The organism is Vibrio sp. R10-SF1-ISO8, assembly GCF_059833805.1.
This window is the reverse complement of the sequence record NZ_JCBDHL010000008.1, coordinates 285,924-306,319: the sequence shown is the minus strand read 5'-3', so window position 1 is coordinate 306,319 and position 20,396 is coordinate 285,924. Positions and strand designations below refer to the sequence as shown.

The following is a 20,396-nucleotide window of genomic DNA, read 5'->3' as shown; positions in this document are numbered from 1 at the left end:
ACTACTTCTCCTCTTCTTTTAGCTGGGTGATATCCGAGTGACAGTCCACGCACATCTTGATTTTGTCCTTACGTTCTAGACTAAGAATTTTTGATTTCTTCTCAGCGTGAACATTGTGGCAATTTGAACAGGTAAGATTTTTGGCATGCACGTCATGCGTCCAGCTTGCTTTATGTAATCGCTCTGAAGTATGACAGTTGGTACACTGGCTATTTGCATCAAGTATTCCCTGATGCGGCATTTGCACCTTATCACTTCCCATCTGCGATTGAGCTGGCGCGTACTTAGTCACTACTGGCGCCCCTTCACGATGGTCAGGCCCGATGTTTCCGTGACAGGTGGTACAGTTCAGCGTTTTGCCAATCTGCTCAAATTTCTCAGTGGTGTGCGTTTGATGGATGGTCTGCTGCGAATCCTTATGACATTGGATACACTTATAATCCTTGTCACGGATAAGCGTGACTTCATGACGTGCGGATTTGTCTTCAGACTGCACTGTTGAAGTATCGGCTACGGCATGAAGAGAATAACCATAGAGGCAAAATGCTAGAAGAGATTTAAGCATTATGACTATGGCCAACTTTATATTGCCCATATTATCCTTTCCTTATTCCGTACTAATTCGTAAAACAATCAACAAATTAAAAATACGGTTAAAAATTAAAATCCTTCAATGCGCACAAAGCACATCAAATGAGATCAATTCTTATTTTGGAAAAGCCACAACGCTAATAAATTATATATTACAACTCCTACACTAAAGGGGTAGGCAAAACTGTTCAAAATTCGATCTTTATCACCATATACCTTTCATGGTTAATGCCCTAAGTCATTGATGATAATAAGTTTCATTTTACTCTTCTCAACACAGCCAGTACCCCTTTAGGGTTATATAAGAGTGAGTTTGAGCTGGATCACTAGCTAAAATTGATCTTGAACAATTAAGTACTATTACTAAGTTATTTATTTTATTTCTATTTATTACAATATATTTCAGCTCTCCAATTCTTAGTTTGGAATATAGCCAGTTCACAACGCTGCTAATAAAAAACAGAATACGGAGATAGCACTGTGAATAAATTGCATTGGATACCAAAATCCGCTGCAGCATTAGCAATTGTGGCCACTTCACTGATGAGTGTCACAAGCTTTGCTGCATCCGAAGAAAAAGGCTTAATTGATCCTCGCAACGATGCGTATGAGCAACAACACCCTGATCAATACCACTCTTGGAAAGCCACCTCAGAAAGCGAACATATCGAAGACGCACTTGCAGAAGATCCAAATATGGTGATTTTGTGGGCTGGCTATGGTTTCGCTAAAGATTACAACAAGGCTCGTGGCCACTTTTACGCGGTGGATGACGTACGCCAAACATTGCGTACCGGTGCGCCGCAAGATGAAACTTCCGGCCCAATGCCAATGGCATGTTGGAGCTGTAAAAGCCCTGACGTTGGTCGCGTGATCGATGAACGTGGTGAAGACGGCTACTTTAAAGGCAAATGGGCTCGTTTAGGTGACCAAATTAACAACCCTATTGGTTGTGCAGACTGTCACGATACACGTAGTGAAGCCTTCAAGAATGGTGAGCCAGCACTTGCGTTGGCAAAACCTTATGTTGAACGCGCATTTCAGGCGATAGACAAACCTTTTGAACAACAATCTCGCCTTGACCAACAAGCCTCTGTATGTGGTCAGTGCCACGTAGAGTACTACTTCACAGGTCCAAACAAGTCGGTCAAATTCCCATGGGATATGGGCACCACCGTCGATGATATGGAAGAGTACTACGATGCACTTGGCTTTAAAGATTGGACTCACAAAGTTTCTAAAGCGCCGATGTTAAAAGCGCAACACCCAGGTTACGAAACATGGCGTGATGGTATTCATGGCAAAAACAAAGTAGCGTGTGTTGATTGTCATATGCCGAAAGTGACCAAAGAAGATGGCACTGTCTATACCGATCATAAAGTTGGTAACCCATTTGATCGCTTCGAAGACACTTGTGCAAATTGTCATACGCAATCAAAAGATCAGCTACGTGACATTGTTTCTACTCGCAAAGCTCAAGTGCTCAACATGAAGCTGACAGCTGAGAAGCAAATTGTTGCCGCTCACTTCGAAGCAGGCGCAGCTTGGAAAGCAGGAGCCACGGAAGAAGAAATGAAAGATATTCTTCAAGATATCCGCCACGCTCAATGGCGTTGGGACTACGCTATCGCTTCACACGGCGTACATATGCACGCTCCAGAAGTTGCGCTTGAAGTATTAGGTACTGCGGTTGACCGCGCTGCAGATGCTCGTACTAAGATTGTTCGCCTACTCGCGAAGAAAGGCATTACAGAGCCAGTTGAACTGCCAGATATTTCAACTAAAGCCGCAGCTCAAAAAGCATTGGGTATGGATATGGACAAGATGAACTCGGATAAAGAGAACTTCTTAAAAACTGTGGTTCCAGAGTGGAAGAAAGCCGCTGAAAAACGCGAAGCCAGTTACGAACAGTAAGTAAGGCACGCTCTCATAGACAAAGCCAGCATTTGCTGGCTTTGTTATTTAGTGGAGAAACGAATTTTAGGTTGATAGAAATCAGCTACACACGATTAAGCGTAATGTCCGACACGTAACCATTCCCAAGTTCAGAAAGCGCACTGTATATCATCGAGGCAGCATCCTCTGCAGACATGAAGCTATCAGTAATCAGTTCTTTGCCGCTTGTTGTCCAAAACTCCGTTGCCATCCCTCCGGGATATACGGCAACAATTTTCATTGGCTGACCTTTTAATTCGATGCGGACTGATTCGATAAGCCCTTTAACGGCCCACTTCACTGCGCAATACGTTGATTCTTGAGCTTTAGGTTGTTGCGCCGCAGTAGACATAATCATAACTAGCGTAACTGGTTGCGCTTTGTAGCGTTTTACTGACTCACGCACAACATTGATGGCTGAGCTGAGATTATTCTTAATTAGCGCATCTATCTGTTCAGGATTCTGCTCTTCTAACAGCCCAAAGTAGCCACTTCCGGCGCAATGAATGATCTTAGTTGGCACTTCATCCAATTGCTCAAACAAAGACTCGACACCATCGTGGTCGGCGAGATCGCAAGCTTGATATCTCGCTCGTTCAGACAATCGACGTTGTACATCTAACAGCTTACTCTCGCTTCGACCCGTCAAATGCACGCGATGATTCTGAGCATCGTAAAGCTCAGCCAGTGCCGCGCCAAGGCCACTACTCGCACCAGTGATTAGTACCATTATTTATCCTTCTAAATTGTCTCAGTCGCAGCTTAGCCCTTATTCAAAGCTTTGGCTTGGTTTAAAGATCGGATCACGCTTTCACGATCCAACTCAGGCTGATTAGAGTCCAGCATACGCGTCCAAGTATCAATCGCTTCTTGGTAGCGGAAACTAATAAAATGATCACTAGCGATCAAGGTTAAGGCGGTGAGGTTATTGGGTTCTATGCGCAATGCCTGTTCAAGTAGAGAAGAGACTTCTGGTGTCATTCTCTGCTTATGCACATAGTAAAGAGCTGTGGCTTTCGCAGATAATTGATTAGCGGACGGCGGTTGGCTTAAACGTACTGCATAGTCAAAACAAGTCAAAGCAGAGGAAAAATCTTGATTGTTGAGATAGCCATGTCCGAGTTGAAACCAAAGCTCAGCTTGATTTGGATCTTGTTTGAGCTGATCTTGCAAAGACAACATCCACTCTTGATGAGTTTGCTGCGGCTCAAGCTCAGCAATGGGTGCAGGTGGTTCACCTTGAAGCCAAATATATACAGGTACAGCAATTACCAAGCTGGCGAGTAAAACTCGTTTCATCAGCACTCCAAAGCTTTTGTTCATCACTGACAAAGTATATCCTGTTAGGATAAATACATCTTTGATCTAGCAAGACCTATCAATATGAAAAACAAAGTGGTTCCTTCTCAAGAAACACAACAAGAAGCGATGAAGATAGCTAAAGCAACTCAAAAGCCTGGTCAAACAAAAGAACAAACTAAGCTGATTGCTCAAGGTATCGAGAAAGGTATCGCCCAATACAAAAAACAGCAGAAAGAGCGCTCACGACAAGCGGATAAAGCGAAGAAAAAGGCGCAAAAAGCTAAGAAAGCCGACGTAGAGGTGAGCACAAACCAAACACAAGTAGACATTGAAAACCAAGTCGACAAAACTAAACCTTCAATTCTGCCTTGGGCATTACTCGTCATCAGTTGGGTAGGGTTTATCGCCTATGTTAGCCAAAACTAAATACATTGTATTCGCAGCCACTCTTGCTTTGCTCGCTGGATGCTCAACACCAACCGCCAAATTGGATCCCGATGCCAGTGAGGTACATCTACGCCTAGATGCTCAATTTAATGCCGACGATTGTCAGTGGCTAGGGGAAGTAACGGGAAGCGAAGGTCACTGGTACAGTTATATCTTCTTCCCTAATGATGTGATGGTACGTGGTGCACTGAATGAAATTAAAAATCAAGCTAATGAACTTGGAGCAAACACGGTTTATTTAGTGCAACCGCAAGACTTTGTGACTTCATTTACGGTGTTAGGCAATGCTTACCGCTGCCCTCGCAAAAAATAACAACCTATAAAAACAAACCTAGCGTTTTCACGTTAGGTTTGTTCATTAAATTCTAATTTCAAAAGCCAAGGCTTGCAGCGATGTCAGTCTCCCTGTCGAGTACCCACTGGCTATCGAAAGGTCCCCAGTCAGACAGCTGATAATAGCCATCATTATGACGTCGTCCATCTTGGACAAACATCAATTCAATGCCAATCCCCGGTAAAGCTTTAATCACGTCTTGGATAGTGCGACGTGGCCAACCTGTTTGCTCAATTAATTTGGGCACATTTGGGCGCTCTAGATTTTCAACAAGCAGTGCAAGATACAAGCGCCTTGCAAAAACAGGACTCAATTCCATTGATACCTCCTTAAAATTTCTAGAGTCATTATTTCTGTTTTGCTCGTAAGTGTGTTGAGTTTGATCAAAAACTCGACGATCGCCTTTGCTTGAAACACATTTTTTTTGCTCAATAAAATATATCTATCACACTTTTGTCTCACTCCTCACTTCCTGCTAGGATGCAAAAACAAACTAAAAAACAACAAGGGCAGATTGCCCAAAGTCACTTTCAAAGGTTCCACTATGACAATCACCATGTATGGCATTCCTAACTGCGACACGATCAAAAAAGCCAAAAAGTGGCTCGAAGCAGAGGGAGTGGAGTACAACTTTCACGATTACCGTAAGCAAGGTATCGATAAGGCTTTGGTAGAAACTTTCTGCCAACAACTTGGCTGGGAAAACGTCCTCAACAAGCGCGGCACAACCTACCGCCAGTTGACTCAAGAGCAAAAAGAGTCGCTAAACGAAGCAAATGCAATTGCGCTTTTGGTTGAGCAGCCAGCGATGATCAAACGCCCAATTCTGGTTTCGGGTTCTGAATACCACCTAGGCTTCAAAGCTGATCAATACGCTTCTATTTTTTCATAATTTCTCGTAAGGATTTCAAGGATGACAGATAGCCCAACTCTGGCTCTCGCAAAAGATTTAATTAGTCGCCAATCGGTAACACCTGAAGATGCAGGTTGCCAAGAGGTAATGATTGAGCGACTCAAAGCACTAGGCTTTGAAATTGAAATCATGGTATTTGAAGATACCACCAACTTCTGGGCTCGCCGTGGCACACAAGCTCCCCTATTCGCTTTTGCTGGCCACACTGATGTCGTGCCAGCGGGCAAGATTGAACTATGGGACACCCCTCCTTTTGAGCCAACCATCAAGGATGGTTTCTTACACGGTCGCGGTGCAGCCGATATGAAAGGTTCTTTGGCAAGTATGATTGTCGCGGTTGAACAGTTCATTGCTGATAACCCTGATCACAAAGGCTCAATTGGTTTCTTAATCACATCAGATGAAGAAGGCCCATTTATTAACGGAACAGTCCGTGTGGTAGAAGCACTGATGGAACGCGGAGAAAACATCGACATGTGTATTGTCGGTGAGCCTTCAAGTACAGAGGTGGTGGGTGATGTCGTGAAGAATGGTCGCCGTGGGTCTATTACTGGCGATCTAACAGTCAAAGGAATTCAAGGTCATGTCGCCTACCCCCATCTGGCGAAAAACCCGGTTCACCAATCTCTGATGGCTATCCATGAATTGGCAACCATTGAGTGGGACAAAGGCAATGCTTACTTCCCGCCAACCAGTTTCCAGATCCCTAATGTCCACGCAGGGACAGGCGCATCAAATGTCATTCCTGGTGAGTTTAACGTTCAGTTCAACTTGCGATTCAGTACCGAGCTCAACAACGATGCCATCGTTTCTCGTGTAACTGAAACATTAAACAAGCATGACTTAGACTATGACCTTAAATGGACGTTCAATGGCGACCCATTCCTAACCGATACCGGTGCACTACTTGATGCAGTGGTTGATGCGGTTGATGCGGTTAACCAAACTAAACCTGCGCTGCTGACGACAGGTGGTACTTCTGACGGTCGATTTATTGCCCGCATGGGTGGTCAAGTAGTTGAGCTAGGCCCAGTAAACGCCACCATTCATAAAGTTAACGAGTGCGTTAAGGTTTCAGATTTAGAGAAGCTGACACAAATGTACCAGAAGACATTAGAAAACCTACTCGCTTAATGATGACACCAGAGCAACTGACAGGGCGAGTGACTAGCCACCTTGTAGAGACAATAGTCGGACAAAAAGCGTTCTTGGTTCACACTGCTGTGAGCCAAGATTTATTGGCACTCAAACAGTCAGCAACGTTGGCTGGATTCAATCTCAATATTGCCAGTGGCTTTCGCGATTTTGAACGTCAAGCGACGATCTGGAATAACAAGATGTCAGGTAAAACGGACATCTTGGATAGCGAGAGCCAAGTCATCCAGGCGGAGTCTCTATCTGAACTCGATAAGGTTATGGCGATTCTCCGCTGGTCTGCCTTACCGGGCGGCAGTCGCCACCACTGGGGAACAGATTTTGATGTGTTTGATCGAGGTAGCTTACCTCAGGGTCAGACACTCAAGCTCGAGCCATGGGAATACCTAACAGGACATCAGAAAGCCTTTTATGATTGGTTGAGGCACAATCTCCATGATTACGGGTTCTTTTTCCCTTATGCCCAAGATCTCGGTGGTGTCGCACCTGAACCATGGCACATCAGTCACCAAGCCATATCAGAGCAATGCTTAAAACAGTTGGATGCGTCGACACTCAAACAACAGCTTGCCTCGACGTCGATTTTGGGTAAGAAGACGGTGTTAGAACAGCTCGAAACGATCTACAATCAGTTTGTTAGCAATATTTCAAAATAGGTGCGGTGATGGATTTACTGACTAACCCATGGGTTATCATTGTTATTGTGTTGAGCGTCGTAATAGGTAACATTGCTGCCCTTAAATACACAGCCAATATGAAGTTTGGTCAGTCTGAAAAGAAACCACACACCGACGGCGAAGAGACGAATCCAGAGTCGCAAGATTCAAAAAAAGACGCTTAAGTTAGCGTCTTTTTTATTTTCAGGTATTACTTGAGGTGATCCCAAGAAATATTGGAGACAATTCGGCAATCATCGCACTTAAAGTAGAAGATATCGTGTAGTGGCTCTTCTAATAACCATTCACCACTGCACTTAGGACATTTCCGTGCTTTTTCATCTGCGAGACTTTGTCCACCGACTCGATACTGATAGTAGTATGTAGGTATCTTAGTGATGTATTCGATGCGACCGCGTAAATCCCAACCACGCTTGAACAACACGCTGTCAGTATCGCAAATCTCATGCAGCGCAGCATGCTCGGCTCGGCAACCACCAGCCATCTGTATTTCGTCACACGCTTGCCACTCGGTTTGCCATTTTACCACCGCTTTGTGATCGCCATTCAATGTCGCTCCATTACGATAGAGCGGGATCGGTAACAGTGTTTCACCACTTCTGAGTGGAGAGCAGGTATGAACATACGTGGTATATAGAACCTGCCAACTTGGTTGTTCCTCTTCCGCAGCCTCTTCAGAATTAAGGTCACGGCCAAGAAGACGCATTTTAGGCGCTAGTAGACTTGCCTCAGACAGGCGGTTTAAACAGACCTTTACAAAGTCTGAATGGTAACTCGGATGTAGACTATCTTGTTCAGGGCAAACCACGCGGACAAAGAACTCCCCATCTCCCATCACAATTGGAAACTCACGCCCCAACACTTGGCCGTTATAACGCAGCGCATCCATCAAACCATTGATCGCTTTGTCTACCGCACTAACCGTGGTGTTGTCAAAGCACTCAAACTGAAGTTCTACAACGTACATGATTACACCACAGGTTCTAGGTTGGCCAAAAACTCGGCGATGTCTTGTGCTAAGACATCGCGCTTATCTGTGCCTAGTCGCTCTAAAATCACGTTCCCTGTTAAGTTACAGATTGAGACAACATCCAATTCCGCATCCGTAGCGCCGATAAACACAGTTGGCTTTAACTTCAAACGGCGCTGAGTCACGAGATGGCCTAGAATGTTCTCTTGTAAACGAACAAAGTCATCATTGCTCCATACTTGCAGCAGCGTTAGCTCGTTCCCCTGCCAAGTCGCATCCATATCTGCACTGTATTGAGAGCCATAAAAGGTTTTGACGTCTTCATGAAGTGTTAGCTCAATACCATTTTCTACATTGGTAAAATCTGCAGCTTGCTCTCTTGTAAAAGCCTGCCACTCAACTGCATCATCCGTTTTGCGCTCGACACATGGTGATACAAGATCGACCAACTCTTCGCTTTGTGGTAGGTGGCCATGTGCATCAAGATAGGCCTGACGGTATTTTTCACTGAATGAGAGTAACGCTTGCAAGGCATGATCAGCCATTAGATTCTCCAACATGAATATTCGCTTTTAGGTGCGGGATTGCGTAAAATTCTCGACATTCTAATAGAAAACGAACAAAAGTATGAGCAAATATTCTGATGCGAAAGAGCTTGCTGGCCTAACGCTTGGTCAAAAGACCGAATATTCAAACCAATATGACGCCAGCCTGTTGCAACCTGTACCTCGTAGCCTCAATCGTGATGACCTTAACTTAGGTGACTCACTGCCTTTTCAAGGCTGCGATATTTGGACACTTTACGAACTCTCTTGGCTCAATGAGAAAGGCCTACCACAAGTGGCGATTGGTGAAGTTTCAATTCCTGCGACTAGCGCCAACCTGATTGAATCTAAGTCATTCAAGCTATATCTAAACAGCTTCAACCAAACTCGTTTTTCTTCTTGGGATCAAGTAGAACAAACACTGGTTAGAGACCTTTCAACCTGCGCGGGTGAAACAGTCTCTGTAACGGTTCGTTCTGTCGTGGATTACACGGACTCCGTTGTGGTCACAATGGATGGCGACTGCATTGACGAGCAAGATATTGAGATCACTAGCTACGACTTTGACCGCACGCTTATTCAAGGAGCTGCAATCGGTGACGTTGTCGAAGAGAGCCTGCACAGCCACTTATTGAAATCAAACTGTCTAATCACAAACCAACCGGATTGGGGCAGTGTCGAAATTCAATACAAGGGTAAGCAAATCGATCGTGAAGCCCTACTTCGCTACCTTGTCTCATTCCGCGAGCACAATGAGTTTCATGAACAATGTGTTGAGCGTATTTTTACTGACATTATGGAATTCTGTCAGCCTGAATCGTTGACGGTTTACGCACGTTATACAAGGCGTGGTGGTTTGGATATCAACCCTTACCGCTCCAACGTAAACAACCAACCTAGTCATAATCAACGCATGGCTCGTCAATAGGAAGTCGACTCTAATGGTAAATGTACGCTGGAAGCGCTTGCTTGGCGCGTTATTGGTTCTGTTCTCTGCGCCACTTTGGGCAAACACTCTGTACTCATCAGCCGTCCTGAGTGAGGCAAACAGTTTGGTCAACATTGTTCCGAAACAGGCCAAGCAACTTGCCACAGATTATCTAACCCAGCGTACTTTGACCGACAAAACTGAAAAAAGCCCTTCTGCCATCTCTCGCGATGAAGCAGACAGCCGAACTCGAACCCCGGGCGGCACAATTGACGCGTTGCGCATTCTCGCCAGAGCGGAGTTTAACTTAGGCAATCAGCTTGAAGCATTGAGTTTTCTGAAAGAAGCAAAATCTTTAGCAATAACTTACAAGCTGCCTTATTTACTGCTGGATCTAAAGTTAGTTGAGATCAGACTAACTTGGCTTATCAATGGTGACGCTGAAGCTGCCAGAGATAAAATGGCGCAGATAGAAGAAGAGTTCAGTCACATTGATAATCCACAGCAGTTAGCTCGCGGTCTAAAGTACCGTATGACAATGCTGAAAGCAGAGATTGCCTCTTCTGAAGGTAACCTAAAGCTCGCTGACCAACTCTATTCAGAAGTAAAGCCGTATGTAGACAGCTCAAAGTCGATTCATACCGTAATTGAATACCACACCACAGTGGGTAAACAACTCCTTGCCAACAAGAAGTACAACCGTGCCTTGTCAGAGTTACTGATCAGTTACTGGACGGCTATAGAAACCGACTCTGCGCGTCAACTTGCTGAAGTTAACCGTATTCTGGGGCAGCTATTTTATGATCGCCGCGTGTTAGATAAAGCCAATGACCACTTTTCGCAAGCGGCTGATTTTTATGATAACTATGAGAACTCGCCTGCATTAGCGCCACTGCTTAAGCGCATGGGCGATATTTACTATTACCAAGGTAAATACAATCTCGCACTGGTTCACTACTTCAACGCAATGGATCATGAACGGCTGCAAAACAACATTGAAAGCGTGATCGATATTCGCATCTCGCTTGCGACAACCTACTTACACCTAGTCAATTATACTTTGGCTGAACAATATCTTGAACGCGCGCAAGAGCTACTCCAATACGCAGATATTCCAAGGTTAAAGGCCTACGCTTTACTACTAGAAGCCGGATTAGCTCGCCATAAACAAGAGCCTAAAAAGGTACTGGAAAGCGCGAATCAAGCGCTTGAGATAGCACAGCAATTGCAAGATATCAGCATGCAGAAGTCTTCTTATCAGATGCTCTATTTAGGCTACGAACTCAATGGCCAGTATCAAAAGGCTTTAGAGTACCTTAAACACTACAACTCTCTAGCAACGATTGAACAGCAAGAGTTAGATCTGATCAGTGAAGATGCTTTCCGACAACAGAAAGAGTTTGTAGAACAAACTCTACATTTAAGCGGCCAGCAACAAGAGTTAGAAGAAACCCATAACGAATATCGAAAATTCCAGAAGATAACCTTCACCTTGTTTGTCTTATCCGCGTTGCTGTTTATCTTCATTTTACGTCGTGGTCACGTGATCAATGTGCAAAAAGAAGAGCTCGATGTTCTTAACGAAGATCTTTATACCCATTCTCGCTCTGGGTTAAAAAACTTACGTATGCTTAATGCTAAACTTCCTGCCTCTTTAGAGGAGAGCAGTCATAAGTTTGAGAAGTGGCATGTTGGTGAGTTGATTCATGAACCACTCAACGACCGTCTGCGCTTTGTAATGATTGACGTGCCATTTTTACGCAACATGTATTTGCAACATGGTTACCAAGAAGGCTTAAAGCTAGAACGTGCTTTTGGTGATTATTTAAAACAGCGCGTAGAACATCCAGCAAGAATTTATCATTTTTCTGATGCCAACCTGCTGTACATTGAACCAAACAGCGAACGTAATACCGACCCTGAACAGTTGTTTGAAAAGATCCAACAATGGATCCTTGAGTTCGAACCCGATCGTTTACTCAACCGCATCATTCGTATTGGTATGGCGGACTACCCTTTCCTACCAAGGGCGTATACTGCGGTTAATGATAAGGAACTAGTTGATGTGCTACTAATGTCAACCAGTACAGCAAGAACGCTGAGCATGAAAGAGCACTCTAGTCAGTGGGTCTACTTGAAAGCGATTGAGAACGCGCCTGCTGCAAGTTTAGCCACCGGTAATATCCGTAAGGCGTGCAAGCATTCCATCAATCAGGGGTTAATAAAAGTTCACTCTTCTTTCAAGAATGAGGACGGTATCAAAAAACTGCTAAAAGATGAATAAAAGCGCATCAATCAAACGTTGTAAGTCGTGACGCCCGTGATTTATTTGATATTATCGACAGATCACTAGATATAAGTAGATTCTATTTTTAAGTTTATTCATGGGCGTAATCGAACAAGATCTTCAGTCACAGCTGCACAACCTGAAATCTCAATTGGAACAAGTTCGATTGACACAAAGGGATACCTCGTTCAAATTTAATAGAGAACAAAAGGTACTTCAGCGTGTCATCTCGTCGTTAAGTAGTGCTTATAAATGTGAAAACCCGCGACTACAAGCGGGACTCATGGAACTGAAACAAGCTATCGAGCAGCAGCAAGACGTCAGCTCACTAATACCAAAACTGGCGGTATTGGAGCGTTTGCTAAAACAACAAGGCTTGGCTATGGAACAACAAACTGAACATTTGGACTCCCAAATTAAGCATAGTGGTGAAACGCTACTGCGCTTGACTGGGCTGCCTCCGAAGATCAAACGCGACCTACGCGATTTACTCAGTTACTCCGATGGCCTTAAGCATCCAAGAGCAGAACAAGCCCTAAGACTGCTTAACCTTTATGAGCGCTCCGTAAAAATCATCACAACCAACCCTGACTACAGCGTTAACCAAATCGCGGCTAGTTCCGATCGTGAGCTGTTGCTTCGCCTTTCCGAAGAATTGCAGCATTTGATTACTGAACTTGATTTTGAAGGCGAGTCTGGGGAGCTGCTAACAGACATTCGCGCTAAGTTACTGATTGGGGTAAACAGCCACGTTTTGTTAGAGTTAACGCTACAAACGCTTAAGTTGGTTATTGATGGCACCCATTATGAGCGTAAAACTTCAGAACAGTTTCTCGAACAAATCAACTCTTCGCTCTCGTCGTCACTGAAAAGCTCACAGCAAAACTCACAGCAATCCCAAAGCTATTTTGCTCATCGCCAAGAGATGAACACTGAGTTGTCTGAACTCGTCACCGATACGCAGTCCAAAGTGTCCAATGCAGAAAGTTTAGATTCGCTGAAAGAACAGGTGAACCCTTTACTGGCTCAACTGAACTCATTGACTGAGCGCTTGAAACACGCCGAACAACGTGAACAAGCCTTGATTGAGCGCATGGATTACGGCAAAAACCAACTAGAAGCATTGTATGAAGTGACTCAGGACTATCGCCGCCGCTTAGAAGATCAAGCACAACGTATGCTGCTTGACCCACTGACCAAGGTATATAACCGAGCCGCATTTGGCGATCGCCTTGAGTTAGAGTACCGCCGCTGGATACGCGCACAACATACTCTTCGTGTCGTTATACTCGATGTCGATGGCTTTAAAGCGATCAACGACAGTTTTGGTTATGCCGCAGGTGACAAGGCACTGAAAATTATTGCTCGCACAATTAAGAAAGAGATCCGCGATACAGATACCGTGGCGCGCTTCTCTGGTGAAGAATTCGTGTTGTTGCTCCCAGAGCTCTCTGACAGCAACGCTTTCAATATGATTCAAGCGATTCAGGGTCAGGTATCTAAGTTGCCATTTAAGTTCCGTGATCGAAACTTAACCATCACCCTTTCCGCCGCAAGTACTGCATTCAAAGATTCGGATACACCCGAAGAGATCTTAGAGCGACTCAACTTGTGCCTTAATGAAGCAAAAACGCTCGGTAAGAACCAACTCGTTTGGCGCTAGACGGCACTTCACAAACCCACCATGATGTTTCATTAGTGTGATTGATCTATAGATATCAATTAGTTAGGTTTATTATCTGTAAAAAGCTGCTAAGCTTATTAGACGTTTGCTTAATTTGTTCGCGGATTGGCAACGTATATGGACAATAACAATAATGATATCTCACTCTCTATGAGTGCTGTTTCGTCAAGGAGGTCACTATGATCACACACATTAGTCCAGCAGGTAGTATGGATCTACTTTCTCAACTTGAAGTTGAGCGCCTTAAGAAAACCGCTGCAAGTGATCTTTACCAACTTTACCGCAACTGTACCCTCGCGGTTCTTAACTCCGGCAGCCACACCGATAACTCTAAAGAACTACTCGACAAATACAAATCTTTTGATGTCAACGTCGTGCGTCGTGAGCGTGGCATTAAGCTCGAACTCACCAATGCACCAGAGCACGCCTTTGTCGATGGTGAGATCATCAAAGGGATTCAAGAACACCTATTCTCAGTTTTGCGTGACATCGTGTACGTCAATATGCACCTTGCTGATAATCAGCGTCTTAACCTGACTAACGCTAGTCATATCACTAACCTTGTTTTCGGCATCTTACGCAATGCAGGCACCCTGACGCCAGGTATCGAACCGAACCTAGTGGTATGTTGGGGTGGGCACTCAATCAATCCCACCGAATATCAATACACTCGAGAAGTCGGTAACGAACTTGGTCTGCGCGAGTTGAACATTTGTACCGGCTGTGGACCGGGCGCGATGGAAGGCCCGATGAAAGGCGCAGCGATTGGTCACGCGAAGCAGCGTTACTATGAACAGCGTTATTTGGGCCTAACCGAACCTTCAATCATTGCCGCAGAGCCACCAAACCCTATCGTCAATGAACTGGTCATCATGCCAGACATCGAAAAGCGTTTAGAAGCCTTTGTACGTATGGCCCACGGGATTGTGATTTTTCCGGGGGGCGCAGGGACAGCAGAAGAGCTGCTCTATATTCTTGGTATTATGATGCACCCTGACAATTCCGACCAGCCACTACCTATCGTACTGACAGGCCCGAAAGAGAGCGAAGAGTACTTCCGCTCTATAGACCGCTTTATTGGTGATACGCTTGGCGAAGAGGCGCAGAAACACTACCAAATCGTTGTTGACGACCCAGCCAAAGTCGCTCAAATCATGAAGCAGAGCATGTCGGATGTGCGTCAGTACCGTAAAGATACCGGCGATGCCTACAGCTTTAACTGGTCATTAAAAATTGAGCCAGAATTCCAGCTACCTTTCGACCCAACCCACGATAATATGGCAAGCTTGGACTTACACCTAAATCAGCGTCCAGAGAACCTTGCAGCAGCGCTACGTCAAGCGTTCTCCGGTATCGTTGCCGGTAATGTCAAAGCAGAAGGTATTCGTGAAATCGAACGTCACGGCCCATTCATCTTAGATGGAGACGCAAGCTTGATGAAGAAAATGGATAAGCTACTTAAAGATTTCGTCGAGCAAGACCGCATGAAGTTACCAGGTGGTACCGCCTACGAACCTTGCTACCAAATTAAGACATCAGGCTAGGTACTGTTTACTGTACTGACTGGTAATCTCAACCTCAATCTATACAATAAGGGCTCTAAGCCCTTATTTTTTTGATTTGTATGTCTATTCATCTTGTTATCATCGATGCTCTCAACCTGATCCGACGCGTTCATTCCGCGCAACCCGATCCCACAGATATAGCAAGAACCATCAATACGACAACCCGCACTCTGAATCGTATTTTATCCGAGTCACAACCAACTCATATCATTGCCGTGTTCGATCATCACCTTCAAGAACGAGGTTGGCGAGCGGAGATCTTGCCAGAGTACAAGCAAAACCGAAAACCTATGCCCGTACCTTTGTTACAAGGCTTAGAGTCAATTCAAGATGCTTGGTGGAAGCTTGGGATAGACTCGCTACTTTCAGATGGAGACGAAGCTGATGACTTAGTCGCTACTCTAGCAACTAAGGTGGCTAATCATGGCGAGAAAGTCACGATTGTGTCGACGGATAAAGGTTACTGTCAGCTCCTTTCTCCGACTCTACAAATCCGAGACTACTTTCAGCATCGCTGGTTGGACGAACCTTTTATCGAGGCTGAATTTGGCGTTAAGCCGAGTCAGCTTGCCGATTATTGGGGGCTAACAGGGATTAGTTCAAGCCAGGTACCTGGTGTACCAGGGGTTGGACCAAAGGCCGCCAAAGAAATCCTTACCCAGTTTAGCGACATCGAACAAGCGTTCGCCAGTGAAGAACTCCCTACTAAGTATCGTAAGAAACTAGATGAGCATATTGAATCAGCGCGAAAATGTAAGACGATTGCAGCACTCAAAACCGATATGGAACTCGGTTTTAACCTGCAAGATATTCGTTTTAATGGTGAGAATGAAGCTACTCAATAATGCCTAGAACATATTAACTAGCTGATTAGAAAAGCAATGTTAATCGAATCTGTTGTGAAATCGGTTACTTTCACAAGCTTAATATTTAACTGCTCAATACCGGACCAAGTATTGATTAACATTTAACCACTATCACAGTAACGCAAAGCCAATCGACTATTTTTCATAGCTCCAATAACAAGGAGCATAATAATGAAAAATACTGTTTTACTAACACTTGCTGTTGTCTTTTCCCTACCAACTTTCGCGCAAACCTGTGGAAAGCACTTAGACGTAGGCTTGCCTTCAGAGCAACCTGATCAATTGCTTTGCCGGGATGGGTATGCCGTTGGCTACAACTATCAAACCAAAAATGCCGACTGGGTGGCTTACCACATTACCGCAGAAAGTGTTAACGCCAGCTATAAACGCAGTAATAGCTTCAAAGAAGACAGTGAGCTCCCCGACTATGCTCGCTCCACGCTAGCCGATTACAGCGGCTCTGGCTATGATCGAGGACACCTAGCGCCATCTGCCACAATGGACTTTAGCCAAGACTCTATGAAGCAGAGCTTTTTGATGAGCAATATGTCTCCTCAGCTTCCGGGTTTTAACCGTGTAGGTTGGCGCATCCTGGAAGAGCACGTACGTGATCTTGCGAACGAGTACAACGAGCTCTACGTGGTCACTGGACCTATCTATCAAGGTAACGAAAGCGCCATAGGTAACAATGTCATCATACCGAGCGCTTTTTACAAAGTAATCTTAGATCCTGCTTTCAATGAAGCCATAGCCTTCATTGTTCCACATAGAGATGTCTCTAGCAGTGAGCTTGCAAGCTTCGTCACTACAATCGATGCGGTTGAGCAGCAAACAGGATTGGACTTCTTTTCTCTTATTGCTAACAGCACTGAAGAGAGCATGGAAGCGCAGCTGTGGGAAATGTGGCCAACGTCCAACTAAAAAAAACGCTCCCTATCTAGGGAGCGTTTTTAATTTAGCGCGGTGAGATATTCGATAAACACTGAACATGTACCGTGATTTCTTCTCTATCATGGTACAAATGCTTAGCTTGAAGCTTAAACTTCACGCCATTTTCAATCAGGAAGAGTTTTAAATTCTCGATATCTTCTAACACTTCGTCGTAACGCCCTTTCATCGGCAGCTTAAGGTTAAAAATCGCTTCTTTCGCCCAACCACTGATAATCCATTCGCCCATCAATTGAGCAACGCGCGATGGCTTTTCGATCATGTCACACACTAGCCAAGTTACGTTCTTACGTGCCGGTTCAAATTTAAAGCCATCTTCTTGGTGGTGTTTAACCTGCCCGGTTTCCATTAGGCTATCAGCCATCATGCCGTTATCGACAGAGTGGACAAACATCGAACGCTTCACTAGTTGGTACGTCCAACCGCCTGGACACGCCCCTAAGTCAACGCCCCACATACCTGCGGCTAAGCGTTCATCCCACTCTTCACGAGGAATAAACACGTGAAACGCTTCTTCTAGCTTCAGAGTTGAACGACTCGGTGCGTCCGCTGGGAACTTAAGACGAGGGATACCCATGAAGAACTGCGAGTTATTGCTAGGTAAAGAATAACCGATGAAGCAATGCGTCGGAGCGACAAAGCAAATATGTAACACAGGCTTTTTAGGGCTGTCTTTCGGGAACAGAATCTCTTTGCCACGTAGAGCTTGGCGCATTGGCACAGTGAACTTACGACAAAACTTAAGTAGCTCTTTCGCTTCGTTGGTATCTGGCGTTTCAACGCGAATATCACCACAACGAGGCATGGTCTCTACGAAGCTTAAATCATGCAAAATCGGCGAGATACGATCTTCACGTGGCAGTTCTTGAATTTCAGCTGCGACAGCAAAGATCTGGCGAGCAAAGATCAGCGATTTAAAATCGAGCTCTTTGACAAGCTTTTCTGCATCACCGTCTTGGTAACACTCAAACAGCACATAACCAGTGTTTTTTTTAAGACGTGGGAAACCAAACACTTCTAACTGAGTAGCACGATCTTGAATCTCTCCGGCACACTCTTTTTCAAAGCCGCTGCGGCAGTAGAGCATTAATTGTTTCACTGGTTCACCTCTTTAACCTGTAGTGCTGCGTATACGAACAAACCCCAACCAAGCATAAACGTTAAACCACCTAATGGTGTGATAGGACCAAACCATTTAATGCCTGTTAATGCCAACGCGTAGAGGCTGCCGCTAAAACAAAGGATGCCGATGATAAAGCAAACCGCGGCAAGGGAGAAATATTTTTGTGACTTAAGCGGCAATTTTAACCCAAGTAACACACCACAAAGCAAAATAGCAATGCCATGAATGAATTGGTACTGCACGCCCGTAGAGAAAACCTCAATCAGATAAGGTGAGAGCATTTTCTTCAAACCATGAGCAGCAAACGCCCCCAAAGCAACACCAAGGCCGCACAATACACCACCCAACGCTAACCAGAACCTACTTCGCATCAGACACCTCTAGGATAAACTTGGCTAAGTGATCGATAGCCAGTTCGATGTTACCGACTTCGGTATGCCCTGAACTCTTACGAGGTTTGAAGCTATGGTCGCCATCGGGAATAAATTCCACCTTGATTGCACAAGAGAGATCAAACTGTTCAAATTCTTCTTTCTTACCAAAGGTATCGCGCTCACCTTGAAGGATGAGACAAGGCTTTTCTATCTCTGCTAAGTGACCACCTTTGTAGTTCTCGGGTTTACCCGGTGGATGGAACGGAAAGCCTAAACAAGCAACACCTGCAACCTTGTCCTCACTAGAGAGAAGACTCGCCATACGCCCACCCATTGACTTACCACCAATAACAACCGCACCAGTTGGACAGTACTGGTCAACAACGGCTTGGTAGGCTTCCAGTAATTTAGGTGCTCTATCTGGCGGACGTTTCTTACCGTCCTCAGCTCGCTTAACCATATAAGGAAAATTAAAGCGCACCACCTGAATACCTTTTTGAGCAAGGCCCTTTGCCACTGCTTCCATAAAGGTGTGATCCATTCCAGCACCAGCTCCGTGAGCAAAAATAAACAACGGATTGCCTTTGTCACCGTCAATGAGGTAATCAGTCATCTAAAAGCTCCTCTTGCTCGCTTTGCGCTTTGGCTAACATCCAATCACGAAAAGTAGCAATACGTCCCATATCGGCCTGTTTGTCATGACAAACAACATAGAAAGCATTTTTAGACACCAAGACCTCATCAAACGGTGCGATCAGACGGCCTGCTTCAAGCTCGGGTTGAGCTAAAACATTGTTACCAAGTGCAACCCCCTGACCGTGAGCAGCGGCTTGAAGTACCATAGTTGAGTGGCTAAAAATGGGCCCGTGATTAACGTTAACTCCTTCAATGCCATTTTGCTTAGCAAACTGTTTCCAATCTTTGCGAGAGGTGTCATGAAGTAAGGTATGTTGCTTCAAGTCACTTAGAGTTTCTAATGGTTTGTTACCTAAAAGTAATGAAGGTGAACAGAGTGGGATCAAAAATTCTTGATACAGTTTGTCCGCTCGCAAACCTGGCCAATTACCGCGACCATAATAAATCGCCACGTCGACGTCATCGGTCAACGAGCCTTCGTCCATATCGACCGCTTTAATTCGAACATCAATATCAGGCTCTTGTTGATTAAAATCCGCTAATCTAGGGACTAACCATTGAATCGCAAAGCTTGGCGGTAAACTGATGGTTAATGCCCCTTTCTCACTGCGCTCGAGTACTTTATCAGTAGCTTCTGCTAACGATGTGAAAATATCTTTTATATCAAGAAAGTAACTTTGACCTTCTTCTGTAAGCAGTAACGAGCGGTTTCTGCGTCTGAATAACTTTAAGCCAAGGAATTCTTCTAGCGCCTTAATCTGATGACTGACGGCAGCTTGAGTCACAAACAACTCTTCGGCTGCGCGAGTAAAACTCAGATGTCGAGCCGCGGCTTCGAACACTTTTAATGAGTTCAAAGGAGGCAATCTTCTGGACATAGTGACCTTCTATAAATTGGATTAGTTTTTTTTATCTGAAACATTATAAAATGTCCGTTGCCTGACGACCAGAGAAATTCTATATTTCACCCCGCAGCAAGAAGTCAGAACGGCTTGATTTATGCTTTAAATCAATTGACCTTTTGTTGCGATGTTGTGTTTGCAAACTCGTATTTCGAGTTCGGTAGGTTTCTACCAGTTTTGTTTCCATAGGAAACGAAACATATACTTCCTGTAT

23 protein-coding genes are annotated in these 20,396 nt (G+C 44.8%); 13 read left to right on the top strand and 10 right to left on the bottom strand.

Translation table 11 applies throughout. The features are described 5' to 3' along the window. Nucleotide 1 precedes the first annotated feature (1 nt). A complete protein-coding gene (nrfB, locus tag AC6R00_RS05095) occupies nt 2-595 on the bottom strand; it encodes a cytochrome c nitrite reductase pentaheme subunit (protein WP_054961293.1) in 594 nt (197 codons plus the stop codon). 476 nt (nt 596-1,071) lie between these two features. Between nrfB and nrfA the strand changes: the two genes are divergently transcribed. Continuing rightward, nucleotides 1,072-2,505 (top strand): ammonia-forming nitrite reductase cytochrome c552 subunit, encoded by a 1,434-nt coding sequence (gene nrfA, locus AC6R00_RS05090; protein ID WP_500639535.1) that lies wholly within the window; start codon nt 1,072-1,074, stop codon nt 2,503-2,505. 85 nt (nt 2,506-2,590) lie between these two features. On the opposite strand, the gene AC6R00_RS05085 is transcribed toward nrfA, so the two are convergent. Together AC6R00_RS05085 and AC6R00_RS05080 are read right to left on the bottom strand one after the other, a co-directional pair. Next, the gene (locus tag AC6R00_RS05085; protein WP_500639534.1) at nt 2,591-3,256 is read right to left on the bottom strand and encodes an SDR family NAD(P)-dependent oxidoreductase; all 666 of its coding nucleotides are present in this window, start codon (nt 3,254-3,256) and stop codon (nt 2,591-2,593) included. Between the two features lie 32 nt (nt 3,257-3,288). Continuing rightward, complete coding sequence (locus AC6R00_RS05080) at nt 3,289-3,825, bottom strand: TPR domain-containing protein (RefSeq protein WP_500639533.1); 537 nt, start codon at nt 3,823-3,825, stop codon at nt 3,289-3,291. A gap of 84 nt (nt 3,826-3,909) precedes the next feature. Between AC6R00_RS05080 and AC6R00_RS05075 the strand changes: the two genes are divergently transcribed. Together AC6R00_RS05075 and AC6R00_RS05070 are read left to right on the top strand one after the other, a co-directional pair. Beyond that, nucleotides 3,910-4,254 carry a DUF2956 domain-containing protein gene (locus tag AC6R00_RS05075; RefSeq protein WP_500639532.1) on the top strand — a complete coding sequence of 115 codons (345 nt, stop codon included), beginning with the start codon at nt 3,910-3,912 and terminating at the stop codon, nt 4,252-4,254. Beyond that, a complete protein-coding gene (locus AC6R00_RS05070; RefSeq protein ID WP_500639531.1) occupies nt 4,238-4,588 on the top strand; it encodes a DUF4156 domain-containing protein in 351 nt (116 codons plus the stop codon). Before AC6R00_RS05075 ends, AC6R00_RS05070 begins: the two co-directional genes overlap by 17 nt. 58 nt (nt 4,589-4,646) lie before the next feature. Here AC6R00_RS05070 and AC6R00_RS05065 read toward each other — a convergent pair whose 3' ends face one another. Beyond that, nucleotides 4,647-4,928, bottom strand: coding sequence for a winged helix-turn-helix domain-containing protein (locus AC6R00_RS05065; RefSeq protein WP_004744549.1), 282 nt, complete (start codon nt 4,926-4,928; stop codon nt 4,647-4,649). A 225-nt stretch (nt 4,929-5,153) separates the two neighbouring features. Here AC6R00_RS05065 and AC6R00_RS05060 point away from each other — a divergent pair, with 225 nt between their 5' ends. From AC6R00_RS05060 to AC6R00_RS05045, 4 genes are read left to right on the top strand one after another with little or no spacing between them, the layout of a single operon-like run. Beyond that, nucleotides 5,154-5,501, top strand: coding sequence for an ArsC family reductase (locus AC6R00_RS05060; protein WP_500639530.1), 348 nt, complete (start codon nt 5,154-5,156; stop codon nt 5,499-5,501). A 21-nt stretch (nt 5,502-5,522) separates the two neighbouring features. Continuing rightward, a complete protein-coding gene (dapE, locus tag AC6R00_RS05055) occupies nt 5,523-6,656 on the top strand; it encodes a succinyl-diaminopimelate desuccinylase (RefSeq protein WP_500639529.1) in 1,134 nt (377 codons plus the stop codon). After that, on the top strand, nt 6,656-7,333 hold the full coding sequence (locus tag AC6R00_RS05050; protein WP_500639528.1) for a M15 family metallopeptidase: 678 nt from the start codon (nt 6,656-6,658) through the stop codon (nt 7,331-7,333). The genes dapE and AC6R00_RS05050 overlap by 1 nt, the downstream gene beginning before the upstream one ends. Nucleotides 7,334-7,341: 8 nt before the next feature. Next, the gene (locus tag AC6R00_RS05045; protein WP_500639527.1) at nt 7,342-7,518 is read left to right on the top strand and encodes a DUF2897 family protein; all 177 of its coding nucleotides are present in this window, start codon (nt 7,342-7,344) and stop codon (nt 7,516-7,518) included. Between the two features lie 26 nt (nt 7,519-7,544). On the opposite strand, the gene AC6R00_RS05040 is transcribed toward AC6R00_RS05045, so the two are convergent. Both AC6R00_RS05040 and syd read right to left on the bottom strand, forming a co-directional pair. Beyond that, nucleotides 7,545-8,321: a Zn-ribbon-containing protein gene (locus AC6R00_RS05040; RefSeq protein ID WP_500639526.1), complete on the bottom strand. Its 777-nt coding sequence runs from the start codon at nt 8,319-8,321 to the stop codon at nt 7,545-7,547. 2 nt (nt 8,322-8,323) lie between these two features. After that, the gene (gene syd / locus AC6R00_RS05035) at nt 8,324-8,869 is read right to left on the bottom strand and encodes a SecY-interacting protein (RefSeq protein ID WP_500639525.1); all 546 of its coding nucleotides are present in this window, start codon (nt 8,867-8,869) and stop codon (nt 8,324-8,326) included. Nucleotides 8,870-8,951: 82 nt separating this feature from the next. Here syd and queF point away from each other — a divergent pair, with 82 nt between their 5' ends. The 6 genes from queF to AC6R00_RS05005 all read left to right on the top strand — a co-directional run bounded on the left by queF (nt 8,952) and on the right by AC6R00_RS05005 (nt 17,120). Beyond that, entirely contained in the window at nt 8,952-9,797 is an 846-nt protein-coding gene (queF, locus tag AC6R00_RS05030; RefSeq protein ID WP_500639524.1) for an NADPH-dependent 7-cyano-7-deazaguanine reductase QueF, read from the top strand. Nucleotides 9,798-9,810: 13 nt separating this feature from the next. Beyond that, nucleotides 9,811-12,081, top strand: a complete 2,271-nt coding sequence (locus tag AC6R00_RS05025; protein ID WP_494505844.1) for a tetratricopeptide repeat protein — start codon at nt 9,811-9,813, stop codon at nt 12,079-12,081. Between the two features lie 100 nt (nt 12,082-12,181). Further along, nucleotides 12,182-13,747, top strand: a complete 1,566-nt coding sequence (locus tag AC6R00_RS05020) for a diguanylate cyclase domain-containing protein (protein ID WP_494505845.1) — start codon at nt 12,182-12,184, stop codon at nt 13,745-13,747. 200 nt (nt 13,748-13,947) lie between these two features. Further along, entirely contained in the window at nt 13,948-15,312 is a 1,365-nt protein-coding gene (ppnN, locus tag AC6R00_RS05015; RefSeq protein WP_500639523.1) for a nucleotide 5'-monophosphate nucleosidase PpnN, read from the top strand. 80 nt (nt 15,313-15,392) lie between these two features. Further along, nucleotides 15,393-16,178 (top strand): flap endonuclease Xni, encoded by a 786-nt coding sequence (gene xni / locus AC6R00_RS05010; protein ID WP_500639522.1) that lies wholly within the window; start codon nt 15,393-15,395, stop codon nt 16,176-16,178. A gap of 192 nt (nt 16,179-16,370) precedes the next feature. Then, the gene (locus AC6R00_RS05005) at nt 16,371-17,120 is read left to right on the top strand and encodes a DNA/RNA non-specific endonuclease (protein ID WP_494505848.1); all 750 of its coding nucleotides are present in this window, start codon (nt 16,371-16,373) and stop codon (nt 17,118-17,120) included. Between the two features lie 34 nt (nt 17,121-17,154). Here the strand turns inward: AC6R00_RS05005 and rlmM are convergent, their stop codons facing one another. The 4 genes from rlmM to AC6R00_RS04985 are packed head-to-tail and all read right to left on the bottom strand — an operon-like array spanning nt 17,155 to nt 20,158. Continuing rightward, nucleotides 17,155-18,246: a 23S rRNA (cytidine(2498)-2'-O)-methyltransferase RlmM gene (rlmM, locus tag AC6R00_RS05000; RefSeq protein ID WP_494505849.1), complete on the bottom strand. Its 1,092-nt coding sequence runs from the start codon at nt 18,244-18,246 to the stop codon at nt 17,155-17,157. Then, on the bottom strand, nt 18,243-18,641 hold the full coding sequence (locus AC6R00_RS04995; RefSeq protein WP_494505850.1) for a DUF423 domain-containing protein: 399 nt from the start codon (nt 18,639-18,641) through the stop codon (nt 18,243-18,245). The genes rlmM and AC6R00_RS04995 overlap by 4 nt, the downstream gene beginning before the upstream one ends. Further along, nucleotides 18,631-19,257 (bottom strand): alpha/beta family hydrolase, encoded by a 627-nt coding sequence (locus AC6R00_RS04990; protein ID WP_500639521.1) that lies wholly within the window; start codon nt 19,255-19,257, stop codon nt 18,631-18,633. The genes AC6R00_RS04995 and AC6R00_RS04990 overlap by 11 nt, the downstream gene beginning before the upstream one ends. Further along, on the bottom strand, nt 19,250-20,158 hold the full coding sequence (locus AC6R00_RS04985) for a transcriptional regulator GcvA (protein ID WP_494505852.1): 909 nt from the start codon (nt 20,156-20,158) through the stop codon (nt 19,250-19,252). Before AC6R00_RS04985 ends, AC6R00_RS04990 begins: the two co-directional genes overlap by 8 nt. Nucleotides 20,159-20,396: the final 238 nt, after the last annotated feature.